Annotated in this window: 24 protein-coding genes; 7 read left to right on the top strand and 17 right to left on the bottom strand. The window is 74.3% G+C overall.

What is annotated here, in order from left to right; translation table 11 throughout:
• Nucleotides 1-38: 38 nt before the first annotated feature.
• Both ADL22_RS00740 and ADL22_RS00735 read left to right on the top strand, forming a co-directional pair.
• The gene (locus tag ADL22_RS00740) at nt 39-668 is read left to right on the top strand and encodes a hypothetical protein (RefSeq protein ID WP_066972583.1); all 630 of its coding nucleotides are present in this window, start codon (nt 39-41) and stop codon (nt 666-668) included.
• A gap of 291 nt (nt 669-959) precedes the next feature.
• Nucleotides 960-2471, top strand: a complete 1512-nt coding sequence (locus ADL22_RS00735) for an FUSC family protein (protein WP_066972581.1) — start codon at nt 960-962, stop codon at nt 2469-2471.
• Nucleotides 2472-3040: 569 nt separating this feature from the next.
• On the opposite strand, the gene ADL22_RS00730 is transcribed toward ADL22_RS00735, so the two are convergent.
• Nucleotides 3041-3352: an EthD family reductase gene (locus ADL22_RS00730; protein ID WP_066972578.1), complete on the bottom strand. Its 312-nt coding sequence runs from the start codon at nt 3350-3352 to the stop codon at nt 3041-3043.
• A gap of 194 nt (nt 3353-3546) precedes the next feature.
• Here ADL22_RS00730 and ADL22_RS00725 point away from each other — a divergent pair, with 194 nt between their 5' ends.
• Nucleotides 3547-3843, top strand: a complete 297-nt coding sequence (locus ADL22_RS00725) for a winged helix-turn-helix transcriptional regulator (RefSeq protein WP_066972572.1) — start codon at nt 3547-3549, stop codon at nt 3841-3843.
• A 59-nt stretch (nt 3844-3902) separates the two neighbouring features.
• Here ADL22_RS00725 and ADL22_RS35615 read toward each other — a convergent pair whose 3' ends face one another.
• Nucleotides 3903-4352, bottom strand: coding sequence for a DUF4158 domain-containing protein (locus tag ADL22_RS35615; protein WP_066972570.1), 450 nt, complete (start codon nt 4350-4352; stop codon nt 3903-3905).
• Nucleotides 4353-4677: 325 nt separating this feature from the next.
• Between ADL22_RS35615 and ADL22_RS00715 the strand changes: the two genes are divergently transcribed.
• Nucleotides 4678-5775, top strand: coding sequence for a lactonase family protein (locus ADL22_RS00715; RefSeq protein ID WP_079063743.1), 1098 nt, complete (start codon nt 4678-4680; stop codon nt 5773-5775).
• Between the two features lie 318 nt (nt 5776-6093).
• Here ADL22_RS00715 and ADL22_RS00710 read toward each other — a convergent pair whose 3' ends face one another.
• The 6 genes from ADL22_RS00710 to ADL22_RS00685 form a co-directional block, all read right to left on the bottom strand.
• Complete coding sequence (locus ADL22_RS00710) at nt 6094-7032, bottom strand: sirohydrochlorin chelatase (protein ID WP_079063742.1); 939 nt, start codon at nt 7030-7032, stop codon at nt 6094-6096.
• A 72-nt stretch (nt 7033-7104) separates the two neighbouring features.
• A complete protein-coding gene (locus tag ADL22_RS00705; RefSeq protein ID WP_066972565.1) occupies nt 7105-8154 on the bottom strand; it encodes an N-acetylglucosamine kinase in 1050 nt (349 codons plus the stop codon).
• Nucleotides 8147-9232, bottom strand: coding sequence for a phospholipid scramblase-related protein (locus ADL22_RS00700; RefSeq protein ID WP_066972564.1), 1086 nt, complete (start codon nt 9230-9232; stop codon nt 8147-8149). Before ADL22_RS00700 ends, ADL22_RS00705 begins: the two co-directional genes overlap by 8 nt.
• A 40-nt stretch (nt 9233-9272) precedes the next feature.
• A complete protein-coding gene (locus ADL22_RS00695; RefSeq protein ID WP_066972561.1) occupies nt 9273-9950 on the bottom strand; it encodes a uracil-DNA glycosylase in 678 nt (225 codons plus the stop codon).
• Between the two features lie 55 nt (nt 9951-10005).
• On the bottom strand, nt 10006-11091 hold the full coding sequence (locus tag ADL22_RS00690; protein WP_066972555.1) for a WD40/YVTN/BNR-like repeat-containing protein: 1086 nt from the start codon (nt 11089-11091) through the stop codon (nt 10006-10008).
• A 91-nt stretch (nt 11092-11182) separates the two neighbouring features.
• Nucleotides 11183-12286: an NADH:flavin oxidoreductase/NADH oxidase gene (locus ADL22_RS00685; protein ID WP_066972554.1), complete on the bottom strand. Its 1104-nt coding sequence runs from the start codon at nt 12284-12286 to the stop codon at nt 11183-11185.
• A 225-nt stretch (nt 12287-12511) separates the two neighbouring features.
• On the opposite strand from ADL22_RS00685, the gene ADL22_RS00680 reads away from it, so the two are divergent.
• Nucleotides 12512-12883, top strand: a complete 372-nt coding sequence (locus ADL22_RS00680; protein WP_066972551.1) for an ArsR/SmtB family transcription factor — start codon at nt 12512-12514, stop codon at nt 12881-12883.
• Between the two features lie 21 nt (nt 12884-12904).
• Here the strand turns inward: ADL22_RS00680 and ADL22_RS00675 are convergent, their stop codons facing one another.
• Nucleotides 12905-14278 (bottom strand): FAD-dependent oxidoreductase, encoded by a 1374-nt coding sequence (locus ADL22_RS00675; RefSeq protein ID WP_066972549.1) that lies wholly within the window; start codon nt 14276-14278, stop codon nt 12905-12907.
• Nucleotides 14279-14473: 195 nt separating this feature from the next.
• Here ADL22_RS00675 and ADL22_RS36920 point away from each other — a divergent pair, with 195 nt between their 5' ends.
• Nucleotides 14474-15364 (top strand): DUF6214 family protein, encoded by an 891-nt coding sequence (locus ADL22_RS36920; RefSeq protein ID WP_066972547.1) that lies wholly within the window; start codon nt 14474-14476, stop codon nt 15362-15364.
• A 39-nt stretch (nt 15365-15403) separates the two neighbouring features.
• Here the strand turns inward: ADL22_RS36920 and ADL22_RS00665 are convergent, their stop codons facing one another.
• Nucleotides 15404-16105, bottom strand: coding sequence for a TetR/AcrR family transcriptional regulator (locus ADL22_RS00665; protein WP_066972546.1), 702 nt, complete (start codon nt 16103-16105; stop codon nt 15404-15406).
• A gap of 247 nt (nt 16106-16352) precedes the next feature.
• Between ADL22_RS00665 and ADL22_RS00660 the strand changes: the two genes are divergently transcribed.
• Complete coding sequence (locus ADL22_RS00660; RefSeq protein WP_079063741.1) at nt 16353-17108, top strand: phosphatase PAP2 family protein; 756 nt, start codon at nt 16353-16355, stop codon at nt 17106-17108.
• Nucleotides 17109-17121: 13 nt separating this feature from the next.
• Here ADL22_RS00660 and ADL22_RS00655 read toward each other — a convergent pair whose 3' ends face one another.
• From ADL22_RS00655 to ADL22_RS00625, 7 genes are read right to left on the bottom strand one after another with little or no spacing between them, the layout of a single operon-like run.
• Nucleotides 17122-18465, bottom strand: a complete 1344-nt coding sequence (locus tag ADL22_RS00655) for a glutamate-1-semialdehyde 2,1-aminomutase (RefSeq protein ID WP_066972542.1) — start codon at nt 18463-18465, stop codon at nt 17122-17124.
• A gap of 7 nt (nt 18466-18472) precedes the next feature.
• On the bottom strand, nt 18473-19024 hold the full coding sequence (locus tag ADL22_RS00650; RefSeq protein ID WP_066972539.1) for a dTDP-4-dehydrorhamnose 3,5-epimerase family protein: 552 nt from the start codon (nt 19022-19024) through the stop codon (nt 18473-18475).
• A 17-nt stretch (nt 19025-19041) separates the two neighbouring features.
• On the bottom strand, nt 19042-20262 hold the full coding sequence (locus ADL22_RS00645; RefSeq protein WP_066972537.1) for a polysaccharide pyruvyl transferase family protein: 1221 nt from the start codon (nt 20260-20262) through the stop codon (nt 19042-19044).
• Nucleotides 20259-21206 carry a glycosyltransferase family 2 protein gene (locus tag ADL22_RS00640; RefSeq protein ID WP_066972534.1) on the bottom strand — a complete coding sequence of 316 codons (948 nt, stop codon included), beginning with the start codon at nt 21204-21206 and terminating at the stop codon, nt 20259-20261. Before ADL22_RS00640 ends, ADL22_RS00645 begins: the two co-directional genes overlap by 4 nt.
• Complete coding sequence (locus ADL22_RS00635) at nt 21203-22507, bottom strand: hypothetical protein (RefSeq protein WP_199836181.1); 1305 nt, start codon at nt 22505-22507, stop codon at nt 21203-21205. Before ADL22_RS00635 ends, ADL22_RS00640 begins: the two co-directional genes overlap by 4 nt.
• Entirely contained in the window at nt 22504-23778 is a 1275-nt protein-coding gene (locus tag ADL22_RS00630) for a DUF4910 domain-containing protein (protein ID WP_066972529.1), read from the bottom strand. The genes ADL22_RS00635 and ADL22_RS00630 overlap by 4 nt, the downstream gene beginning before the upstream one ends.
• The gene (locus ADL22_RS00625; RefSeq protein ID WP_066972526.1) at nt 23775-24800 is read right to left on the bottom strand and encodes an NAD-dependent epimerase/dehydratase family protein; all 1026 of its coding nucleotides are present in this window, start codon (nt 24798-24800) and stop codon (nt 23775-23777) included. Before ADL22_RS00625 ends, ADL22_RS00630 begins: the two co-directional genes overlap by 4 nt.
• Nucleotides 24801-24802: the final 2 nt, after the last annotated feature.

The following is a 24802-nucleotide window of genomic DNA, read 5'->3' as shown; positions in this document are numbered from 1 at the left end:
AACGATCCGGCGAACACTTCGGAGAACTGGGGGACGGGATGAAGCGCGTCGTCAGGGCGGTACCGGTCGCACTCGCCGCCGCGGCGGTGAGTCTGGTGGGCCTGGTGGGATGCTCGTCCGGAGCCGGAGCCGGAGCCGGAGCCGGAGCCACCAAGGCCACCGGTAACGGGGCCGGTGCCCAGGCGTCCGCGGAGGCGTTCGCCCGCACGTACCAGGAAGCCGTCAACGACCAGGACTGGCAGCAGGTGTGCCGGATGCGCACCGACCGCTACCGCCACGGCACCGTTCAGGCGTGCGTCGCCGCCAACACCGAGAGCACCCCGTCCGCGACCCCGTCGCCGACCGAGAGCGAGGAACCGCTGCGGCGGGCGGACGGCTCCATCGTCCCGCCGAAGCCGAAGCCCTCCGCCAGCGGACCGGACCGGGCCGAGACCGGCCCCGTCAAGGCCGCCGGCGCGGTACCGGTGCCGGCAATCGGTGAACACCCGGCCGGCACCGGCGTCGGCGTCCAGTACACCGTGACCTGGCCCAGCTCCACCACGACCGACAAGAAGGCCCTGCGCCTCGTACAGCAGGGCGGCCGGTGGCTGGTCGACCAGTCCGAGGACGTCTTCCCCTCCGACGAGGCCCACGGAGATCCGGTCCGCGACGCCCTGAGCAGGTCCTGACCGGCGAGCGGGCTTCCTGACGGCGAGCAGGTCCGGACCGGCCCGGACCGTGGCGGACGGCCGCCGGCCGCGGACTGCCCGCCGAGTGGTCCATTGGCCCTCCGCCGGCAGGTGGCAACCCCGGATTGCTGGACCAATGGCACAGCATTTCCAGGCTCTGTTGAGCCATCGGCTGTGCAGGTGTTGAGATAGAGACGTCGATGGCGCTGCGGACCTCCGCGGCGCCTTTCTCATGTCGCGGCATGTCGCCGCATCTCGCGGTGCACCAGGGTGCGGAAGGGGCGGGGCAACTTGCTGAAGAGGGCGTTCGTGGCACCGGATCCGGGACGGATGCGGCTGCGGTTCGCGGCCCGGGGCGTACTCGGGATCGGGGCGGCGGTGGCGCTGTGCGGCGCCGCCGGGCACACGCTGACCGCCGCGATCACCGGCGGCCTGGCCGCGCTGCTCGCCCTGTTCACGGTGACCGACCCGACGGTGCGCGGCCAGGCCGTGACGACCGCGCTGCTCCCCGTCGTCGGGCTTCCGGTCCTCGCGCTGGCCGCCGTACTGCACGCGCAGCCGCTCGCCCGCGACCTGGCGTTCCTCGCGGTCGTCGGGGCGGGGGTCTACGCCCGGCGGTGGGGGGCACGCGGGCACGCGCTCGGCGTCTTCGCCTTCATGACCTTTTTCGCCGCGCAGTTCCTGCACACCGTCCCCGGCCATCTCCCGGAGCTGTCCGCGGCGGTCCTGCTCTCGCTGGCGGTGGCGTCGGCGGTGCGTTTCGGGCTGTGGTGCTACGAGCGGCGGCTCCCGGCGCCCGCCCCGGCGCCCGCGCCGTCCGGCGGCACCGGGCTCGCGCGGATCACGACGCGGCAGGCCGTCCAGGCGACCGTCGCGGCCGCCCTCGCGCTCGGCATCGGACAGGCGCTGTCCGAGCAGCGGTGGTACTGGGCGGTCGGCGCCACCTGGTGGGTGTTCGTCAACACCACCTCCCGGGGCGAGACGCTGGTCCGCGGCTTCCGGCGCTTCCTGGGGACGGTGCTCGGGGTGGTCCTCGGCCTGGCCGTCGCCATTCCGGTGCACGGTGAGCCGGTCGCCACCGCCGTGCTCGTCGCCCTCAGCGTCTTCGGGATCTTCTACACCGCCGCCGTCTCGTACACCTGGATGATGCTCGCCGTCACCGTACTGGCCAGCATGCTCTACGGGCTCCTCGGAGTGCTCGACCCGGCGCTGCTCGCCCTACGGGTGGGCGAGACGGCCATCGGCGCCCTGGGGGCCGTACCGGCGGTGCTGCTCGTCCTGCCGGTCACCACGCACGCGGTCACCGACGCGCGGGTCGCTCGGGCCCTGCGGTGCGTGCACGCCTGCACCGCGGAGGCCGCCGCGCGGCTCGCCGGCGACCCGGAGGCCGATCCGGCGCCGCGCGTCGCCGAACTCGAGGCGATCCTCGGCGGCGTACGGCTCTCGCTCGTCCCCCTGGTGCACCCGCTCAGCCCGCTGCGGGCGCGCAAGCGGCGGGCCCGGCAGGTGCTGGCGCTGCTCGACGACTGCGCGCGCGAGGTGCGCGGGCTGGCGTCGGTCGCCGCCGACCCGGAGGCGTCGCACGACGCCCGGCTCACCGCGGCCTGCCGGCGCGTGGAGGCCGCGGTCGAGGCCCTCACCGACGCCCCGATCGACGGACGCCGCCAGGAGGCCGGTGCCGCCGCGGCGGCGCACGCGGACGGCGGCGGGCCCGTACTGGCCCATCTGCACGCACTGGAGCAGGCCCTCCTCGAGCTCGCGGTACCGCTCGGCAGGACGGATCGGACGCCGATCGGGGCGTGATCCCGGGGCGGAGGGCGCGGGGCGTACGCAGGGGCGGGCCCCTCGTGACCCCCGGGTGCGCGCCGCGCACGGCCCGGTCCGTGCCGCGCGGGTCCGCGCCCCCGGTCGTTTCCCGCCGTTTCCGGGGTGTGACCCAGATACAGCCCAAACGGGCCACGGGATGATCTTGGTCTGGTCGGCCTCGCGGATGCCGTACGCGAGCTTCAGTGCCTTCTCCCGCTGTGGGCGGACTTTGACGCGGGTGGGTACGCCCGCTGCTCCACCGCCCAGCAGGAACAGTGTCCGTCGCGGACCACCGCTGACCCGCCGACCCGGGTCGTGATGCCCGCCGGCCCGCGTCGGGCCGAAGCGAGCACGCTGGCCGGTCGACCGGGGGTGTCGCCCTGCTCCACCTCGATCGCGACCGTCTGCGCCCCTGTCGTGTCGAGCAGGTGGGCGGCCAGGCAGCCGGTGCTGCACCGGCCCCCCTTTGACGCTCAACGAACCGGCAACCGCCAACGGCGTCCGCCGCTGGCCGGACCTGGCCGTAAGCGGCCGACCGAACGCGTCCCGGAGCGTACCGGCCTGCCTCAGCCGGTGCCGTCCTGCACCGGATAGTGGATGATGACCGCTCCGCCGGTGGCGTAGTTGGCGACATCGGCGGCCAGCCGCTGGCCGTGCGGCGACGTCCGCGCCGCGTCCATGGCGGCGGCGTCGGCGAAGTCGGCTTCGAAGACCGCGAAATACGGCGCTTCTCCCTCGGCCGCCGCCACGTCGAAGCTGTAGCGCCACGCAAGCGGGCCGGGCCAATTCCTGACCAGCGGAAGGTGGTTGGTCACGTAGTAGTCGCGGAAGTGCTCAGGGTCGGCGGGCTCGGGATACAGGACAACGAGCTTATGCATGACGACCTCCGGCCTGGTCGGTGTACGCCGGGTGCAGCAGGGCTATCCGCGACATCGGCTCTCCTGTCGAGTTCGTTTCGAAATCAGAAACGCCCGGTGGACGCTAGTGTTTCGAATAACGAAACGCAAGGAGGGTCATGCCGACACCGCGCCCAGGAACACCGGTTCGTGGATCGACTACCGGCCGTCCCCTCATGGCCGCGCTGGACCTGTTCGGCCGTCGGTGGGCGCTGCGCATTCTCTGGGAACTGCGCGCGGGTCCGCTCGGCGCCCGCGCGCTGCTGGCACGGTGCGAAGGGCTGTCATCCAGCGTCCTCTACCAGCGGCTCCGCGAACTCGCGTCGAGCGGGATCATCGCCCCCTCGGCTGATGGCTATGAGCTGACTCGGCTGGGGACAGCACTCCGTGATGCCCTCCGTCCGCTCGACGAATGGGCGATCACCTGGGCGCAGGAGCAGGAACACAACGATCAGGCGCCCACGGAGACGTGAAGGTCACGCCCGACCAGGTGGAGCGGTGATCTGACGGACGCCTGACTCGGGACACGGGCTCACGCGGCCTGCGAGAAACCCTCGGCCGCTGTCCCGCCGCCGCGCGAAGGGGCGAAGTCGACGTCCAGGCGCGGGTCGTACGCGTCGGGCTCGTCGCCCAGCGGCTGGCGCACGATCTCGGCCGGTTCGTACCGTGCGTCCAGGCGCCGGTGTACCAGGCTGCGATGGTTCTTCGCGGCCTTGTCCGCCAAGATCGGCAGCACCGTGCCCTCCGGCAGTTCCACCCCTCGGAGAACGAAGTCCACCCCCGCCGCCGGATACTCCTCCGGTTTCGGGAAGCGCCCCATGCGCTGATACGACTTCAGCGCCGGCAGCAGCGCGAGCTGGTGCCCCTCGGAGTGCGTGCTCTCCGCGGCCCAGGCCGCCTCCTCGCGACTCGGCGCGAAGAACAAGCGCAGTTCATGCGCACTGATCAGCTGCTTGAGCCGCGGATACGCGGTCCGTTCCATCGAGGTCGCAGCCCACCCCGGCCCCAGACGACAGCCCAACGTCACCATCAACGACGCTGGGCTGGCTGAACGGGTGGCGGTGGCGCACCCTCACGCCGCCAAGATCGTCCCATGGCCCGTTTGGAGCGTATCCGGGTCGCACCCCCTTCCCGCCGCATCCCGGCACCGCCCGGCGCGCCCCGCCTCGCCCTGTTAGCGTCGGCCCGGAGGCGGGCGGGAGCTGCCGGCCGGTCGGTGACCGACGACGGAGGGCTGCCCGCCGGTTTACGAGGCCGGCCGTGGCCTCGGGCCTAACGGGCAGGCGGCGGACGAAGGGTGGCGAGTGATGGCGGCGACGGGAGTGGCGGGCGCGGAGGGCCGGGCCTCCGGGGGAGTGGAGCGCGGGCGCGGGATCCGGGCGTACATCGGCTCGTTCACCACGGCGGGCGGCGCCGGCCTCACCACCGCGGCCGTCGACCCGGATACCGGCGCGCTGACCCCGCTGCACACCAGCGACGCGGTCACCAACCCGTCCTACCTGGCGCCGGACCCCGGCGGCCGGTACCTCTACGCGGTCAGCGAGACCCCGGACGGCGCGGCCGCCGCCTTCTCGCTCACCCCGGACGGACCCGTTCCGCTCGGACCCGCCGTCCCGGTGGACGGTGACAGCCCCACTCACCTCACCCTCTTCTCCGGCCATCTGGTCACCGCCAACTACGGCTCCGGTGACGTCAGTACGCTCCCGCTGCGGGCCGATGGCACCCTGGGCGGCCCGGTCCGGGTGCTGGCCCATGAGGGCAGCGGCCCGGACGCCGACCGCCAGGAGGGCCCGCACGCCCACGCCGTCCGGCCCGACCCCGGTGGGCACCTGCTGCTCAGCGTGGACCTGGGCGCCGACTCGGTCCGGATCTGCGCCCTGGACCCCGCGAGCGGCAGCCTGGCGGTGCGCGGCGAGACCCGGCTGCGCCCCGGCAGCGGCCCCCGCCACCTCACCTTCCATCCGAACGGCGCGTTGGCCTGTGTCGTCAACGAACTCGCCCCGACCGTGACGCTGTGCCGGTGGGACGGCGACCGGGGCACCCTCGCGCCCCTGGGGGAGACCTCCCTGCTCCCCGAGGGCGCGGCGGCCGAGGGCCCGGCCTACCCGTCCGAAGTGGTCTTCTCCCCGGACGGCCGGTTCGCCTGGGCCGCGGTCCGGGGCGCGGACAGCATCGCGGTGCTCTCCGTGGACGCCGGGGCCGGGACCGCCGCCCTGGTCACCACCGTCCCGTGCGGCGGCCACTGGCCCCGCGATCTCGCGCTGCACCCCGGCGGGCGCCATCTGTACGCCGCCAACGAGCGGTCCGGGGACGTCACCTGGTTCACCGTCGACCCGGAATCCGGCGTGCCGGTACGCGGCGGCTCCCTCACCGCCCCGGCCGCCTCCTGCGTGGTCTTCGCCTGATGGCGCTGACGGCGCTGACGGGGCCGACGGCGGCCCGATAACGGGCCGGACGGGCGGGCCCGTTCGCCACCGGCCCGCCAAGGCCCCCAGAGCGCCCGTACAGCGCCATCCGTCGCTCACCCCACCCCCCGCGCCACCCACCGCTCCCGCGGCCGCCAGACAGCCGCCTGCGCCGCTCAGAAGCGGAAACCGGCCGGTCGCCGAGCCACCCCGCCCAGCGCGGAGGGCCGCCCCGCGCATCGCTGCGCGGGACGGCCCTCGGTGAACGGTTGCGGCCGCGGACGTCGTACGACGGTGCCGTGCGGCCGGGTCGCGGGGTTACCGGACGGGCGCCCCCAGGCCCTGACCCGGCAGGGTGATCCCCATCGCCGCCGCGTAGTTGGACAGCACCAGCCGGCCCACCGCGCCGTACGCGCCCAGCGCCTCGGCCGAGGCGCAGCCGGCCTCCTCCGCGGCCGCCCCCAGCAGGCCGTCGGCGAGTTCCGGGCCGATCAGGTACGGGGCCAGCGCGAGCTGCTGGGAACCGGCCGCGCGCAGCTGCTCGGCGGTGCGGGCGATCGCGCCCTCCTCGTCGAGGCCGGCGGCCAGCACCGGCACGGCCAGGCGGGCGGAGAGCAGCATGCCGGTGATGCCGGCGGCCTGCACCGCCTCCTCGCCGCCGACGGTGGCCAGGATGATGCCGTCCGCGGCGGTGGCGACGGTGAACAGCCGGGCGCGGTCGGCGCGGGCCAGCCCGGCCTCGGACAGCCGGACGTGCAGCGCCTCGGCGAGCAGCGGGTGCGGGCCCAGGACGTCGGTCAGTTCCGCACCGGAGCCGCTGTTCATGATCGCCTGGCGTATCCGGCGCAGCAGCGCGCTGTCCGGACCGGCCAGCAGCGGGACGACGACCGCCGCGGGACCGCGGTCCGGCTGCCCGGTGGCCTCCGCGGTGGCCCGCTGCTCGGCGGCGGCCTGCGCCAGTACCGCGTCCAGGGACGGGAACTCCTCGTCCCCGCCGTCCACGTACGCGATCCGGGCGTCCAGACCGGGCAGTTCGGAGCGGGCGATGCTGGAGACCTCCTCCGCCAGGCTGCGCGAGGCGGAAGAGGGGGTGCCGGGGACGGCCAGCACGAGGGCGGGCGCGCCCTCGGGCGCGGCGAGCGGCTCCGGCTTGCGGTGCCGGCCGGACGGCCGGCTGCGCGGCGTTCGTACCGGCAGGCCGGGGGCTTCGGCGTCAATACGGGGCGAGCCAGGTGCGGGCCCAGTGGGGGAACTCATGGCGCCGCATGCTAACGCCTCGGCGTGTCCGTCCGCCGAGGCAGGGTTCCGTCGAGCGGTATCCGTCCCGTTTTATCCCGCGCGTCGGGGTGGCCGGGCCGTCATATGCCCTGTGATCTGCAACAACTTCCCGTCGACCGGCAGCGCCAGCCGGTCCTCGGCCAGCGCCGCGGCGATCGCCAGCGCCCCGTCGAGCGGGCTCCCGGCGGCCTCCACCGGGCGGACCCCGGGGAGCCGTTCCGCCAGTGCCGTACGGAGCGGGGCGAGCAGCGGATCGCCGAGGCGCAGCAGGCCGCCGGTGAGGGCGAGCGCGGTGCCGGGGGCCGGCGGGCAGGCCGCGGCCGCGGTATCGGCGATATGGCGCGCGGCCTCGGCCAGGATGTCCGCGGCCACCGGGTCCGCGGCGGCGCAGCGCGCGACCTCGGGGGCGAACGAGGCGAGCACGGCGGGCCGGTCGGGCCGCGGGTAGAGGGCGCCGGGCAGCCCCGTCACCGGCCCGAACACCGCCTCGGCGCGCGCCAGCAGGGCCCGCGAGCCCCCGGGCCGCCCGTCGTGCGCGCGCAGCGCCGCCTCCAGCCCGGCCCGCCCGATCCAGGCGCCGCTGCCGCAGTCGCCCAGCAGATGCCCCCAGCCGTCGGCCCGGCGCCAACCGCCGTCCGGCGCCAGGTCGGTGCCCAGGGCGACCAGGCCGGTGCCCGCCGCGACCACGGCGCCCGGCCGCTGTCCGAGCGCCCCGGCGTACGCCGTCACCGCGTCCGCGGCGAGCGCGAGGTGCCGCACCCCGAAGGCGGCGGCCAGGGCCGCGGGCAGCCGGGCGCGCAGCGCGTCGCCGAGGGTGCCCATACCGGCCGCCCCGACGCAGACCGCGGTGAATCCGCCGGCGCCCGTGCGGGCCCCCAACTCCTCGGCAGCGGGCAGGAGTTGGTCGAGCAGGTGGTCCGCGTCGATGCCGGCGGGGCCGGTGCGGACCGGTTCGCGCGAGACATGGGTGGCCGCCGGGCCCACCGTGCCGCCGGCACCGGCCCGGGCCACCGCGATCCGCAGTCCGGACCCGCCCGAGTCCACGCCCAGTACGTGGCCCCCGGCCCCGGAACCGTCCGCGGCGCTCCCGGGCTCAGCCAAGGCCGCGGGCGTCCTGCTTGAGGGCGGTGTCGACGGTCAGCGCGGTGGCGACGACCAGGCTCAGCAGCGGGTCCGGCAGCTGCTGGTGGATCTGGAGGACGTAGTTGTCGGCGGTGGTGAACATCGTCTTGGCCAGGCCCTCCCAGGTCTTGGTGATCCGGGCGACCTCGGTGTCGGTGTGGTCGGTGATCGCGAAGTTCCACGCCCGCCAGTTCTCCGCCTTGATGGCGCCGACCTGCTGCCCGTTGACCAGCATGGCGAAGTTGATCTTCCCGATGGCGTTCTGCTGGACGATCTCGCCGACCGGCTGCCCGTCCGGACGGGCCACCAGCACCTTGGACTTGATCAGCTTCGCGGGCCGGGTCAGCACCAGCTGCGGCTGGCCGTAGGCGTCCCGGATCTCCAGCTTGTGGGTCATGTACTGGTCCAGGCTGGAGACCACCCGGAGCACCTTCTTCGCGGTGCTCTGGCCGATCTCGACGACCGCGCCGAGCTGATTGCCGTGCTGGTCGTGCACGGCGTACTCGTTGCTCACCTCGATGAGCTTGGCCTTCTGGTTGACCACCAGCACCGGCTCGGTGAACAGCGTGCCGCCGCCCGGCCCGGCGGGCGCCACCCCGGCCTGCTGCTGCACCTGGCGCTGGATACCGGCCTGCTGCTGCGCCTGGTGGTGCGCCTCGGGGGAGTACGCGCCGGGCTGGCCCTGGCCCGGCATCGGCTGGCCCTGCACCGGCATCGGCTGCGGGTAGCCGCCGCCCTGCTGGCCGTACGGAGCCTGGCCCGGGGCGGGCTGCTGCGGCGCGTACGGCTGCGCCGTCGGCTGCTGCTGTGCCATCTGCGGCTGCTGCGTCTGCTGATACGGCTGCGGCTGCTGCGGCTGCTGGTACGGCTGGGCCTGCTGGGGTGCGGGCTGCTGCGCGGGCTGGGGCCCCGCCTGTGCGGCCTGCTGCTCCTGGGGCTGCGCCTGCTGTCCGGGGTGGGTGTGCGCGGTCCACTGGGAGCCGTCCCACCAGCGGAGCTGGTGGGGGGTGCCCTGCGGGTCGGCGTACCAGCCCGCAGGGATGTTCGCGTTCGTCATGCCAGGCACACTATCGCCCGCTACCGGCGGGCGGCCCGGCTCAGGGCAGGCGCCAGTCCACGGGCTGCGCGCCCTGCCGGACGAGCAGGTCGTTGACGCGGCTGAACGGCCGGGAGCCGAAGAAGCCGCGGTCGGCGGACATGGGGGAGGGGTGCGCCGACTCGACCGCCGGCAGGTCGCCGAGCAGCGGGCGGAGGTTGCGCGCGTCGCGCCCCCACAGCACCGCCACCAGGGGGCCGCCGCGCGCCACCAGGGCCCGGATGGCCTGCTCGGTGACCTGCTCCCAGCCCTTGCCGCGGTGGGCGGCGGGCTTGCGCGGCGCCGTCGTCAGCGCGCGGTTCAGCAGCAGGACGCCCTGCCGGGTCCACGGGGTGAGGTCGCCGTTGGAGGGCCGGGGCAGCCCGAGGTCGGAGTGCAGCTCCCGGAAGATGTTCTCCAGGCTGCCGGGCAGCGGGCGGACGTCCGGCGCCACGGAGAAGCTCAGTCCGACCGCGTGCCCCGGGGTGGGATAGGGGTCCTGACCGACGATGAGGACCCGCACCTCCTCGAAGGGTTGCTGGAAGGCCCGCAGGACGTTGTTGCCGGCCGGGAGGTAGGTCCGGCCCGCGGCGATCTCGGCCCGCAGGAAGTCGCCCATCGCGGCGATCTGCCCGGCGACCGGCTCAAGTGCCTTGGCCCAGCCTGGTTCGACGATGTCATGGAGAGGTCGTGCAGCCACGGGGTCACCCTACTGGCCGACCCCGGCCGCCCCTCAATTCCCGGCCACCGGCCGCTCATGCCAGTGCCGCCGCCCGTACGCACAGCACGTCCGGCAGATGGGAGGCGAGCTGCTGCCAGCTGTCGCCGTCGTCGGCGCTGGCGTAGACCTCGCCGTTGCGGTTGCCGAAGTACACCCCGGCGGGGTCGGCGTCGTCGACCGCCAGGGCGTCCCGCAGGACCGTGCCGTAGTGGTCCTCCTCGGGCAGGCCGGCGCTCAGCGGCTCCCAGCTGGCGCCCGCGTCGGCGGTGCGGAAGACCCGGCAGCGGTGGTCGGCCGGGACCCGGTCGATATCGGCGGTGATCGGGAAGACGTAGGCGACATCGCCGCGGCGCGGGTGGGCGGCGACCGCGAAGCCGAAGTCCGACGGCAGGCCGCCGCCGATGTCCGTCCAGTGCGCGCCGGCGTCGTCGCTGCGGTAGACGCCCCAGTGGTTCTGGAGGTAGAGCCGGTCGGGGTCGGCCGGATCCCGGGCGATCTTGTGGACGCACTGGCCGAACTCCGGGTGCTGGTCGGGCAGGAAGACCGCCTTGACGCCCTTGTTGGACGGCTCCCAGCCGGCGCCGCCGTCGCGGCTGCGGAACACCCCGGCCGCGGAGACCGCGACGGTGACCGCGGCGGCGTCCCGGGGATCGGTGACGACGGTGTGGACGGCCAGGCCGCCGCCGCCCGGCACCCACCGCTCCCGGCTCGGGTGCTCCCACAGCGCCCGGACCAGCTCGAAGCTCTCGCCGCGGTCCTCGGAGCGGAACAGCCCGCCCGGCTCGGTGCCGGCGTAGACCACCTCGGGCTCGGCCGGGCCCGCCGGGTGCAGCTGCCACACCCGCTCCAGCGACGCCCCGGTGTCCTCGGGATATCTGATCGCCGGGCGGGCCGGCTCCTGCCAGGTCTCGCCCAGGTCGTCGGAGTGGAAGACGGACGGGCCCCAGTGCGCGCTGTCGGCTCCGGCCAGCAGCCGGGGCCGCGGGCCGCGGGTGTCGATGGCGAGGGAGTAGACCGCCTGGGCGGGGAAGTGCGGGCCGCTCACCCGCCACCCGCCGGCCCGCCGGCGGCCGAGGAACAGCCCTTTGCGGGTGCCCACCGCGAGAAGTACGTCTGTCATGCCGGAACACCTCCGGGACGCCGTTGTCTCAGATGCCGCCAGTGTGCACCCGGCCACTGACAACGGCGTCTCCCGGCGGAATCCGCGCAGGTCAGACGGCGCGGTGGTACTGCTGGGGGATATGCACCGCGGCGCCCAGCTCGCGCGCGGCGTGCTGCGCGAAGCTCGGCGAGCGCAGCAGTTCGCGGCCGAGCAGCACGGCGTCGGCCTGCCCGTCCGCGATGATCTTCTCGGCCTGCCGGGCCTCGGTGATCAGGCCGACCGCGCCGACCGCGAGCCCGGTCTCCTTCTTGACCCGCTCGGCGAACGGCACCTGGTAGCCCGGCGCCGAAGTGATCCGGACGTCCGGCGCGTTGCCGCCGGTGGAGGTGTCCAGCAGATCGACGCCGTGCTCCTTGAGCTCGCGGGCGAACCGCACGGTGTCGTCGGCGGTCCAGCCCTCCCGGTCGTCGCGGTCGTCCTCGCTGAGCCAGTCGGTCGCCGAGATCCGGAAGAACACCGGGAGTTCGGCCGGCCAGACCTCCCGGACGGCGTCCACGATCTCCAGCGCCAGCCGGGTCCGGTTCTCGTACGAGCCGCCGTAGGCGTCGGTGCGGTGGTTGGTGTACGGGGAGAGGAACTGGTTGACGAGGTAGCCGTGGGCGCCGTGGATCTCGACGACCTGGAAGCCGGCGGCCAGCGCCCGCCGCGCGGTGTCCGCGAACTTCTCCACGAGCCCCGCTATCTGGTCCGCGGTCAGCTCGTCCGGGGTGGTGTGCGCCGCGTCGAACGCCAGCGGGCTCGGCGCGACCGGCTGCCAGCCGTGCCCCTCACCGGGCGCCAGCGGGCGGCCGCGGTCCACCCAGGTCCGCTCGGTGGACGCCTTGCGGCCGGCGTGCGCGATCTGGATGCCCGGGACGCTGTTCTGGGCCTTGATGGCGTCCGTGATCCGGCGGAACGCCTCGGTCTGCGCGTCGTTCCACAGCCCGAGGTCGTAGGGCGAGATCCGGCCCTCGGGGCTGACCGCGGTGGCCTCGGTGAGGATCAGCCCCGTGCCGCCGGCCGCCCGCGCCGCCAGGTGCTGGAAGTGCCAGTCCCCGGGGACCCCTTGGGCCGGCCCCTCGGGAGCGGCCGAATACTGGCACATAGGGGCCATCCACAGACGATTCGGGATGGTCAGCGAGCGGAGGCTGAAGGGCTCGAAGAGTGCGCTCACGGCGGGCTCCTGTACCTGGACGAGAACGGGCGGGGACCGGCCGGACCCCGGCTCATACGATAGGCATCGTAGTACGGGAGGTGTCAAACTACGATGGTTCTCGTACAATGAAACCTCCAGGACGGGGCAGCCGAGTCCCCACGGAAGGAGCGCCGGCCGCCGGACCGCCGAGGGCGCGCGCACCGCAGACCCACAGATCCACCGAACCGCAGGTCAGGAGCCGTCATGCCGACCGAAACGCCCGCCGCCGGGGCCACCTCGGGCGCCCGGCCGCTCGCGCATCCGACCCGGGAGGACATCCGGCTCACCCAGGTCCTGCACGCCCTCGCCGACCCGATGCGGCTGCGGATCGTCTGCGCCCTGGACGCCGCCGACGGCGAACTGAACTGCGCCGACATCGAGCTGCCGGTCAGCAAATCGACCTGTACGCACCACTTCCGGGTGCTCCGCGAGAACGGGCTGATCACGCAGTTCTACCGGGGCACCGCCAAGATGAACGCGCTGCGCCGGGACGATCTCGAAGCGCTCTTCCCCGGTCTGATCGGCGGGGTGCTGCGGGCCGCCCGCCTCCAGGAGCGCCGCCTCGGCGAGCGCTGAACGGGCCGGCCCCCGCCCATCTCAGCGCAGCGTCATCGCCGACCGCGCCGCGCGCAGCAGCCCGTCCCAGTCCGCCAGCTTGACCGTCCCGCGCCCCAGCCCGCGCCCCCACGCCGCCTCCGCGGCCTCGATCGCCAGCCAGCCCCGCCAGGGCACCGGCCGCGCCCCGGCCCGCTCCAGCGCCGCGACCGGGTCCGCCGCCACCGACCGCCGCGCCAGCTCCGCCGCGTCCGCCAGCAGCGACGCCGCGGTCTCCTTGGCGCACGGCCGGTTGGTGCCGATCACCCCCGTGGGGCCGCGCTTGATCCACCCCGCCACGTAGACACCCGGGTACGGCGCGCCGTCCACCAGGACCCGCCCGCCGTCGTGCGGCACCGTTCCCGTGGCCGGGTCGAACGGCAGCCCCGGCTGCGGTACGCCCCGGTAGCCGACCGACCGCAGCACCAACTGGCCCGCGATCTCCTCCTGTTCACCCGTACCCCGGACCCCGCCCCGGCCGTCGGGCACGGTCCGCTCGAACCGCACCGCCCGCACCCCGGTGGCCGGATCCCCGAGGATCTCCACCGGCCGCAGGAAGAACCGCAGACGGATCCGGCGCGGCCGGCCCGTTCCCGCCGCCCGCGCCACCGGCCGCTCGGCCCAGTCGCGCAGCACCTCGACGTTCCGCCGCACCGGGGCCGGCAGCCCGCCCGGATCGCGGTAGCCCGGGTCCAGCGCCAGCTCCTCGGGCCGGACCACCACCTCCGTACCGGGCAGCGCCCCCAGCTCCCGCAGCTCCTTGGTGGTGAACTTGGCCTGGGCGGGCCCGCGCCGCCCGACCATCCACACGTCCTCGACCCGGCTGTCGGCCAGCGCCCCCAGGGCGCCCTGCGGCATATCGGTGGCGGCCAGCTCGGCGGCGCCCCGGGACAGCATCCGGGCCACGTCCACCGCGACGTTGCCCACCCCGATCACCACCGCCGAACGGGCCGCCAGCGCGAAATGGCCGTCCGCCGCGTCCGGATGCGCGCTGTACCAGGCGACGAAATCGGTCGCCGGATGGCTGCCCGGCAGCGCCTCCCCGGGGATGTCCAGCCGCCGGTCGGTGGCCGCGCCGACGCAGAACACCACCGCGTGGAACATCTCCCGCAGCTCCGCCAGGCCCACCCCGCCGGCCCCCACCTCCACGTTGCCCAGGAAGCGCACCCGGGGGTGCTCCAGCACCGTGCGGAGCGTGCCCTGCAGCGACTTGATCTTCTCGTGATCGGGCGCGACGCCGTACCGCACCAGGCCGTACGGGCAGGGCAGCCGGTCCAATACATGGACCTCGACGTCCGGGACCTCCTCCTGCCCGACCAGCGACTGGGCGGTGTAGACACCGCTCGGTCCGGAACCGATCACTGCGACACGAAGCACGGGTGGCCCCTTCCGCGGAGTATCCCCAGCATGGCACCGGCGGGCGGCCGGCGGGAGAGCTGCGCTATCGGGGTTGCTCCCGGTCCGATGAGCGTGCCGCGCCCGGTGGCCGGGTGAGCTGGAGGCTAGGTTTTTTTTGTGCCGGAAAGTGAGTTTTATACCGATAACCACCGATATAAAGCGCAAGGCGCGGCATTGGAGTGGCCCGACTGGGAACTCCGTGCGCACGGTTCGGCCGCGTCCGGGCTGGGCCCCTGGTTCAGCGCCCGGCTGACCTTCCCCGACGGGGCCCGGATCGACGTCCTGGTGACGGCCTCCGGCGACCACCTCGCCGTCGAGGACGTCCGCGCCGACCCGCCGCTGACCCTGGACGCCCTGGCCACCCTCGCCCACTGGATCGAGGGCCCCCTCGACGACACCTGCCGCGCCGCCACCGGCCGCCCCCCGAAGTCCCGCCCCGCTCCGGCCGCGGCCCCGCACCGGCACCCCGGCCCGGCGGCACCCGCCGCACCCCGGTCGGCGGAGGCGGCGGATGCTGCCCCGGGTGCCGCTGCGGACGGTGCTGTGGGCGGCGTACCGGGTGAGGCGGCGGCCGACGCGGCGGAGGGGGCGGTGGACGACCCGGGGAACGAGGTGAGGGGCGAGGCGGGGAAGGAAGCGGCGGGCGAGGCATCGGCCGTCGCGCCGGCCGCCGCCGCGCCGCCCCAGGGGCCCGGCACCGACCCCGAGCCGCAATCGGAGGCGGCCAGCCCCTCATCCGCCCCGCGGCCCGAGCAGTGCGCGCCGTCCCCCGAACCATCCGAGCGGTCCGGCGCGTCCGAGCGGTCCGGCGTGTCCGAGCAGCCCGGGGTGGCCGAACCGCCCCCCGCCCCGGCCGCCGCCGTCCGTTCCGCCGTCCTCGTCCGCTCGCGGGCCGGGGAACGGCGCCGGATCGCCGCGGCCGCCTACCGCGCGGCCCAGAAGGAGGGCCGCGACCCCGTCCTGGCCGTTATGCACGCCACCGGCCGCAACCGCCGCCGAGCCCTCCGCCTGATCGCCGGAGCCCGCGACGCCGGTCTCCTCACACCCCGCCACAACAAGCGCTGAGGGGCGACGGGTGGCCAACTGGGGCCGGGGGCCGCGGACTTACGGTGTGCCCGCGTCCTCCGCCGGCCCCGGGGGAGCGGCCTGCGCCGCCCCGCGCACCACCGGGGTGCCGCGGGTCGTCGCGCCCTCCGGCGGCCGGGGGCCCGGCGGAACCCCCAACGCCCAGTCCAGCCCGTACCGCTGGAACAGCTCCGCGCGCAGCCGCACCCGGGGCATCTGGGCCCCCTGGAGCAGCATCGGCACCACCGACCCCATCAACAGGGCGCGCAGCAGCGGATAGTCGGCGTCCGGGTCGGTGGACCCGTAGGCCACCACCGTCTCGCGCAGCAACTGGGCCAGCCGCTGCTGCTCCGGGCATTGGACGAACCCGGCGGAGGTGAGAATTCCGGCCATATGCGTCCGCATCAGCATCGGTTCGTCGTGGGCCAGTCCCAGGATCGCGTCGATGGCCCGGGCCAGCAGCTCCCGCCCGGCGTCCGGGCCGGCCGGCCGCGGTTCGCGCTCCAGCGCGGCCTGGAGCGTACGGTGCATCAGCCGGTGCACGGCGGACTGGAGCAACTGCCGCTTGCTGGGGAAGTAGTACGAGATCAGACCGCGGGCCGCCCCCGCGCGCCGCGCGATGTCGCCGAGCGTCGTGGCCTCGTAGCCGCGCTCGCCCACCAGCTCGACCGTCGCCTGCAACAGCCGCTCGCGGGACCGCCGCCGCAATTCTTCATTGACCGATGCGCTGCGGGGGGACATGCTGTAACTCCTGCGTTGACTGGCTCGGAGCCAATATACTCAGCACAGGTTGCGGATGCCCGCCCGCGAGGGCGGAGAATCCGGCGAGACCACCTGATTCGGGCGACGCGGGGGATCGCCCGAATCAGGTCACGGCGGGGCCGGGGTTGGCCCCCTGACCGGCGTCTTGCCGGGCCACAGGTCAACCTCGGTACGCCTGTTCACCCCGTATCCCCCGTCTCGCCTTCCCTGACCGGCCGTCGCTGCGATGCCGGACGGCCTGCTTGCCGCTGTGCCAGAGTGCTGGGATACGGACGGGGGTTCGCTGGTGGGGAGTTGGCGTCGGCGGGAGGCGGAGGTCGCGGCAGTCGGTCCGGGTGGTGGGGGGCGGCTCGTGGGGCCGGTGGCCTTGCCGCGATGGGGGCTCGGGTGGGTCGCGGGGGTCGCCGCGTCGGTGGTCGTCGTTCTCGGGGTGCTGTACGGCGGGGAGAGCACGCCCGGTGGGGTGGACGCGCGGGTCGGGGCGGCGGTGGAGGGGGTGGGGCCGCCGTGGCGGTGCGTGGCGCTGGGTGTGGATTTTTTGGGGGAGCCCGCGGGGGCGGCGGTGGTGGTCGCGGCCGCGGTGACGGGGTGCTTGCTGCTTCGGTGGGTGCGCGGGGTGGTGCTCGTGGTCAGCGGCGTCGGGATGAGTGTCGGGGCGGCGACGGTGATCAAGCAGCTGGCCGGGCGCACGATCCACGGGGAGGGCAACCTGTCGTATCCGAGCGGGCATACCGCCTTCGCCACCGCGCTCGTACTCGTGGTGGCGTTGCTCGCGGCCGGTCGGCTGGGCTTGGGGAGGACGGCCGGCAGGTTGCTCGTGCTCGGCGCGGCGCTGGTCGCGGGTGCTGGTATGGGCTGGGCGCAGGTCGTTCTGGGCGCGCACTATCCGACCGATGTGCTGGGTGGTTGGTGCACCGCGCTGGTGGTGGTGCCGGTGACCGCTTGGGGGGTCGATCGGGTGGGGGGACGGTGGGCCGGCTGAGCGGCGCGTCACCTCACACCAACCGCCGGAACACCGGCTTGACCGGGCGGCCGGCGAGCCAGGGGGTGGGGTCGGCGGCGTCCAGGGCCTTGCGGTACACGGCGCATGCCTGGGCCACCACGTCGATGGTGCGGTCGATGTCGGCGTCGGTGAGGGCGCTGCTGACGACGAAGGACGGGGCGAGTACGCCGCCCGCCAGGAGGTGGCGCAGGAACAACGTGCGGTATGGCTGGGACGGCTGGCCGTTCTCGTCGAGGGTGGCGTAGACCAGGTTGCTGGCCCGGCCCCGGACGAGGAGGTGGTCGCCGACGCCCGTGCTCGCGGCGGCGTCGCGGACGCCGGCGGCCAGCCGCTCACCGAGGGCGTGCAGGCGCGCGGTGACGCCTTCCTCGGTGTACGTCGTCTGTACGGCCATCGCGGCGGCCAGGGAGTGCGTTTCGGCGCCGTGCGTGGTGGACAGCAGGAAGACCCGGTCGCCGGAGTGGCGCAGTCCGCCCCGCTCCATCAGCGCGCGGCGCCCGGCCAGTGCGGAGACGGCGAAGCCGTTGCCCAGCGCCTTGCCGAAGGTGGAGAGGTCGGGGACGACGCCGTACAGGCCCTGGGCGCCCGCCTCGGACCAGCGGAAGCCGGTGATCATCTCGTCGAAGATCAGGACGCAGCCGTGCCGGTCGGCCAGTTCGCGCAGGCCGGCGAGGTAACCGGGCGGCGGCTCGGTGTGGGTGGCGGGTTCGAGGACCAGGCAGGCGATCTCGTCCCGGTAGCGGGTGAGCAGGTCCTCCGTGGCGGCCAGGTCGCCGTAGGGGAAGGTCACGGTGAGCTGGTTGAGCGCCGCGGGGATGCCGGCGGACATCGGCGTGGTGCCGATGAACCAGTCGTCGGTGGAGAAGAACGGGTGGTCGGCGCAGAGGGCCACCCGCGGGCGTCCGGTGGCGGCGCGGGCCAGGCGCACCGCCGCGGTGGTGGCGTCGGAGCCGTTCTTGGCGAACTTCACCATCTCGGCGGTCGGCACCGTGGCCAGGAAGCGTTCCGCGGCCTCGACCTCCACGAGGGAGGGCCGGACGAAGTTGCTGCCGCGGTCCAGTTCCCGCCGCACCGCCTCGATGACGCGGGGGTGGGCGTGGCCGAGGCTGACCGACCGCAGACCGGAGCCGTACTCGATATAGCGGTTGCCGTCGATGTCCCAGACGTGGGCGCCGCGGCCGTGGCTGATGACCGGCGCCATGTTCTCGGGGTATTGGTCGTCGCCCTTGGCGTAGGTGTGCGCGCCGCCGGGGATCAGGGCGTGCAGCCGCTCGTTCGCCGCACGGGACCGGGGGAGAGCTAACTCCCGCTCGCAGTCCGCCAGTTCAGGTTCCATGCCCGCCTCACTTCCCTCTTCGGTTCAGGTACTCGGCGAGGCCGGTGGCCTTCCGGTCCCGCCGGGACAGCGAGGTGACCGGCAGCGGCCAGGGGATGGCCAGTTCCGGGTCGTCGTGGGCGATCGTCACGTCCTCGGCCGGATCGTGCGGGCGGTCGATGCGGTACGAGGTGTCGGCGGTCCCGGTCAGTGCCTGGAAGCCGTGGGCGCATCCCGCCGGGATGTACACGGTCGTCTGCGTCTCGCCGGACAGCTCGAAGAAGGCCACGGCCAGGTACGTCGGGGAGTCCGGGCGGAGGTCCACGACGACGTCGAAGATCTTTCCGTACGAGCAGCGCACCAGCTTGGCCTCGCCGGCGCCTGAGCGCAGGTGCAGGCCGCGCAGGACGCCGCGGACCGAACGGGACACGCTGTCCTGGACGAAGGCGTTCGGGTCGAGGCCCACCGCGCGGATCGCGTCGGCGTCGAAGGTGCGGCAGAAGAAGCCGCGTTCGTCGGCGTACGGGGTCGGCTCGAACAGGAACGCGCCGGCGATCTCCGGGACTTCGGTTGCTTTCATGGGGCCTTCCGCGGCTGTCATGGGGCCTTCCGCACGGTGTGGGCGTGGTCGGTCATGGGGAAGAGGGTGGAGGTCAAGTGGCTGAATTGGCGGGCGAGTTGGCGTAGGGCCACCTCGTTTCGTTCGGCTAGCGTGTGCCGCAGCTCCGGCGCTCGCTTCTCCAGTTCCCGGAACTGCTCCAGCAGCCGGTCGGCGTCGAGGGCGCGGGCCGGGTGGCTGTACGCGCCGAGGCCCATCCGGGCCATGAGGGCGTCGCTCTTGGCCGCGTAGCTGACCGCGAGTGCCGGGGTGCCGGCCTTCAGGGCGCAGACCAGGTTGTGGTAGCGGATCGCCACCACGGCGTCGGCGGCCGCCGCCTCCCGCATCAGGTCGGCGAGGGAGGCCGGTTCGGCGGCGGTGACCAGCGGCGAGTCCACCGCGTCGAGGATCGCGGCGACCACCGGCGCGTCGCAGGCGTCGCCGGTGAGCAGCCGGACCGGGCGGCCGTCCTCGACCAGCGCGCGGACGAAGCGGATCGTCCCGTCGAGGTAGCGGTGGTGGATCTCGCCGGCCCGGACGCGGTCGTCGTCGCCGCCGTGGAAGTCCATGACGCCGACGCAGACGCGGCCGGGAGGGGCAGGCGGTCCGCTCGTCGGCGGTGGTGGCAGGGCGAACGCGAGGTCCGGGTAGACCTCGTCGCGCGCGGTGTCCACGCCCATCGTCCGCATCGTGTCGCGGGACGGCGCGTCCCGGTACGAGCGGTACGCGGCCAGCCGTGCCGACCAGCGCACCAGGGCTCTCGTCGGCCGGCTGCCGATCGGTGCGGCGCCGACGCTGACCAGCGCTACCCGGGTGCCGAACAGCCGGCCGGCCGCGCAGAGCAGGAACAGGGAGTACGGGAAGCCCCACGGCCGCAGTGGCAGGGTGGCCTCCAGGACGCCCATGCCCGGCACGATCACCACGTCGTGCCGGCGCACCCAGGCGGCGGTGCGGACGATGTCGAGGAGTTTGCCCAGGCCCTTGGCGGCCATCGCGCCCGCGCGGGACGCGGTCCGGTACTCCGCGCGGTTCCAGTGCAGGCGCACCGCGGGGATGCCGAACCGCTCCGTCACCGCCTCCGGGCCGCCGCACAGCGCGTCCACGGCCGCGTCCGGGTGCTCGGTGCGGAGGTAGTCGAGGAGGGCTTCCAGCGATCCGTCGTTGCCGAGGTTGCCGGAGCCGAGGAGGCCGAACACCCCGACGCGGGGCGTGGTTGTCATGCCTGCCGCCCTTCGCGGCCCGCGACGAGGGCGTCGACGGAGACGGTGAGCCGGTCCGGGGCGACCGGGGGGCGGTCCTCGACCCGTTCGCCGGCGCCCGGCCGGGCCCGGCTGGTCAGCCAGGCGGCCAGGTGGCGGTAGCAGGCGCGGCGGTCGGCCGGGGTCAGCGGCGCCCGCCGGATCGCCGCGGCGAAGCCCCAGACGTACTCGGCCAGCAGCCGGGGCGTCGGGTGCAGCGGGCCCGCCCGGCGCGGGTCGAGGTTGACGCAGCGGGCGCGCTTGGAAGGGTTCGCCCGCTCGGCGCGGGTGGGGTGGTCGCGGCGGAAGTACAGCACCTCCGGCACCTGGTGGAACGGCCCGTGCAGGGTGAGTTCGGCGACGAACGTGCGGTCCGCGTGGTGGTAGCTGTCCATCGGCTTCACCCGGCGCAGGACGTCGGCCCGCAGCACCCCGTAGAAATCGTCGCCGCCGGGTTCGAAGAGCAGACTGCGGAAGCGCTCGGGCGGGTGCGGTGAGTCGGTGGCGAGTCCGTACGCGTAGGGGACTTTCAGCTGGCCGTCGCCGTCGATGACCGCCTGGCCGGTGTGCGCGAGGATCGCGTCCGGCCGCTCGTCCAGTGCCTGGACGCACGCGCGCAGCAGGTCGCGGCCGTACAGGTCGTCGTGTGAGGCCCATTTGAAGAGTTCGCCGCGGGACCGGGCGAAGACGTGGTTGTGGTTGGGGGTGGCGCCGATGTTGCGGGGCAGCCGGAGGTAGCGGATGCGCGGGTCGCGTGCGGCGTACCGGCGGCAGATGTCCTGGGTGCCGTCGGTGGAGGCGTTGTCGGAGATGATCAGCTCGAAGTCCTCGTAGGTCTGACCCAGCAGGGCGTCGAGCGACTCGGACAGGTACTCCTCGCCGTTGTACACGGGCAGGCCGATGCTCAGCCTGGGGCGGGTGGTCATGAGGTCCTCGCTTCGGGGAGGGGGTTCCGGTTCGGGTGGGGCTCGCGCAGGGCGGACCGCAGGTGCAGCCACCACACGGCCGAGCCGCTGACGGTCGCGGCGGCGACGCCCCAGGCGGAGCCGGCCGTACCGGCGGCGGCCGCCCCGCCGAGCCCGCCGCCGACGTAGCAGAGCGAGGCGAACAGCTGGCAGCGCAGGCTGCGCCGGGCCGCGCCGAGCGCGCGCAGCCCGGCCGCCGCGCCGGTGCCCAGGCCCGCGCCCGCGACGCTCAAGGTGACCGGCACGATGAGCGCCGCGGCGGACGGCCAGACATCGCCGAGCACCACCTCACCGAGCCGGTCCGGCACCAGCAGCAGCGCCCCGCCCCACAGCAGCGCGGCGGCTGCCTGCCCGCCGCCCAGCACCAGGCAGAACGCGCCCAGGCGGTGCGGGGCCTGCCGCAGCACCCGCGCCGCCTCCGGGACGGTGACCAGCGACAGTCCCATCAGCACGGCGAGGAACGGGCCGAGGAGCAGTTCGGCGCCCCGCACCGCACCCACCGCGCCGACGCCGGCGATGGCGCCGAGCCCGTACGCCCGCAACTGGCTCGCGCCACTCAAGCTGACGTTCTCGACGAGGTACCGGTAGCCGAGATCGCGCTGCTCGCGGAGCCACCCGCGCGCCCGGTCCGGCCGGGGCCGGATGCCGGACTGGCAGCAGCCGTACGCGGCGGCCACCGCGGCGGCCGCGCCCCAGGCGAGGACGAAAGCGGCGACGGTGCCCACCCGGGCCGCCGCGACCATGGCCGGGACGAGCGCGATCCCGCACACCAGGTCGTTGGTGAACGCCTTCCGCCCGGCGCCGGCGGCGAAGAACGAGAACCGCCAGGCATCCTGCAGCAGCAGCCCCGGCAGCATGACGCCCAGGCAGGCGAACGCGGCCCCCACCCGGCCGCCGAGCCCCAGGCCGACCGCCAGGCACGCCGCGCCGAGGGCGCCGCCGACGCCGAGCGCGGTCCCCGACGCCCGGGCCACCGCCGGGCGCCAGGCCGCGTCCGGTACGCCGCTGAAGCGCACCACGAGCGGATCGGTGGCCAGCCCCCGGGAGACGTTGAGCACCACACCGTAGGTCACCCACGCCAGGCTGAACACGCCGAACGCGGTCACCCCCAGCGAGCGCGCCACGTAGACCCCCACCGCGAAGTTGGTGACGCTGGAGGCCGCCTGGTCGGCCAGTCCCCAGGAGAGCCGGCCGACCAGGGCCCGCTTGGCGGAGCGGGCCGGTGCCGCCGCCTTCGCCCCCTCGGTGGCCATCGGCGTCATGCCGTGACCAGCCTGGCGCCGTGCAGGGCGCCGGCCGCGGCGGCGACGGTGGCGAACGGCAGCCCGGACCGCTCGGCGATGTCCAGCAGACTGTGACTGCCGTCCGACAGGTTGAGGACCCACAGCAGGGCCATCTGGGCCTGCTTGGTGTCGCTGCGGCCGCCGAGCGCGTCGTACAGGCCGCGGCGGCCCAACTGCGGTTCGCCGTACGGGCTGAGGTTGACGTAACGCCGGTTGCGGTCGAGGACGGCGAACGCCTCGCGGCAGACGGCGAGGGTGTCCGCCATCGCCTCGGGCGAGACGAAATCCAGGTTGTCCGCCGAGGTGTGGTACTCGGGGTACGCGGCGTACGGGGTGCGGGTGAGCGAGCCGACGCCGAGGTTGAAGCCGGGGGAGCAGAACTGGCGCTCGTCGTACCCGTACGGCGTGAACTCCGTTATGCGGTACGGGCGTTGGGAGATGGCGAGCACGTACCGCATCACCCGGTCGATCTCCGCGTCGCCGCGTCTGCTCCGCTTGTACGTCAGCCGGCCCGGGTCGCCGGCGCAGGCCAGCACCAGCCCGTGCTTGACGCGTTCGATCCGTTCGGCGTTGCGGGCCAGCCAGGTGATCGCGCCGATGGTGCCGGGGGCGTAGAGGAAGCGGTAGGTGTAGTACGGCGTGTGCTCCGCCAGTGCCTGGGCGAGGAACGTCGCCACGGCGATGCCGGCGAGGTTGTCGTTGGCCAGCGAGGGGTGGCAGACATGGCAGGAGACGATCACCTCGTCGGGGACGCGGCCGGGGATGACGTGCTCGGCGTAGGTGAGGTGGCCGTCCGCGAGGGTTGCGTCGATGCGGACCTCGTAGTCGCCGTCCGGCAGCGCGTCCAAGGTGTTCTGGGCCAGGCAGAATCCCCAGTCGGGTGTGTAGTAGCTGGTGCGGTACGGGACCAGGTCGGGTTGGTCGGGCAGCGTGTACAGGTGCTCGCGCAGCTCGGCGAGCGGCATGGTCCGCGACACCGGGACGCTGTAGCCGAGGACGTGCAGGCTGGACGCGGCGAAGTCGACGACGCGGCGGCCGGCGGGGTCGGCGATGTACGCGTCGCGGATGTTCCACTCCTGCGGCACCGTCCAGTCGAGGACCTGGGTACCGGTCGGCACCTCGTGGACCTGTAGCGGGACGTACTCGCCGACGATGTCCAGGGTGGCGCGTACGCCGTCGCCGGTGATGCTCCGGCAGAGCGGGTAGAGCCGCTCCACCAGGGCATGCATCTCCTTCCCCTGCGCGGTCATGGGCGCCGCCGCAGGGTGCCGTCCACGGCACCGGCCCCGGATGCCGCGCGCAGTACCGCGAGGCGGGTGAAGCGGCGCTCGAAGTCGTCCCGGGTCAGCCCGAACTCCCGGTATGCGTCGGCGAGTTCGAGCGCTCCCCGCTTCACGGTCCACTCGCAGTCGAAGCCGGGTATCGCGGTGCGGAACCGCGAGAAGTCCACCCGGTACGAGCGCGGGTCGGCGCCGTTCTCGCCGGTGATCCGCACCTTCGCGCCGGACACCGCCTCGGCGACCTGTCCGGCGATCTCGGCGACCGTGACGTTGTTGGCCTCACTGCCGATGTTGAACGCCCGGTCGTGTACGGCGTCCTTCGGCGCGGTCAGCGCGGCCGTGAAGGCACGGGCGATATCGGCGGCGTGCACCAGTGGGCGCCAGGGTGTGCCGTCGGAGAGGACGAGCACCTCGCCGGAGAGCAGCGCGTGGCCGACCAGGTTGTTCAGCACGATGTCGGCGCGCAGCCGGGGGGAGTGGCCGAAGGCGGTGGCGTTGCGCAGGTACACCGGGCTGAAGTCGGCGTCGGCCAGGGCGTGCAGGTCGTCCTCGACCCGCACCTTGGACTCCGCGTACGGCGTCACGGGGCGCAGCGGGGCGTCCTCGCCGACCAGTTCGCCACCGCCCGCGGCGCCGTAGACCGAGCAGGTGGACGCGTACAGGAAGCGCCGCACCCCGGCGTCGCGAGCCAGGCGGGCCAGGCGTACGGACGCGTGGTGGTTGATGTCGTAGGTCAGCTCGGGCGCCAGCGACCCCAGGGGGTCGTTGGAGAGCGCGGCCAGGTGGATCACGGCGTCCACCCCGGCCACGTGGTCGGCGGTGACGTCGCGCAGGTCCACCCGGTGCCCCGGCGGGTCCGCGGGCGGCGGGCCCAGGACGCAGTCGGCGAACAGTCCGGCGTCCAGGCCGACGACCTCGTGCCCGGCGGCCGCGAGGACCGGGGCCATGACGGTGCCCAGGTAGCCCTGGTGCCCGGTCAGCAGTACGCGCATGG

Source organism: Streptomyces sp. NRRL F-4489 (assembly GCF_001509485.1).
Taxonomy (GTDB): domain Bacteria; phylum Actinomycetota; class Actinomycetes; order Streptomycetales; family Streptomycetaceae; genus Streptomyces.
This window is presented reverse-complemented; position numbering and strand designations above follow the sequence as displayed.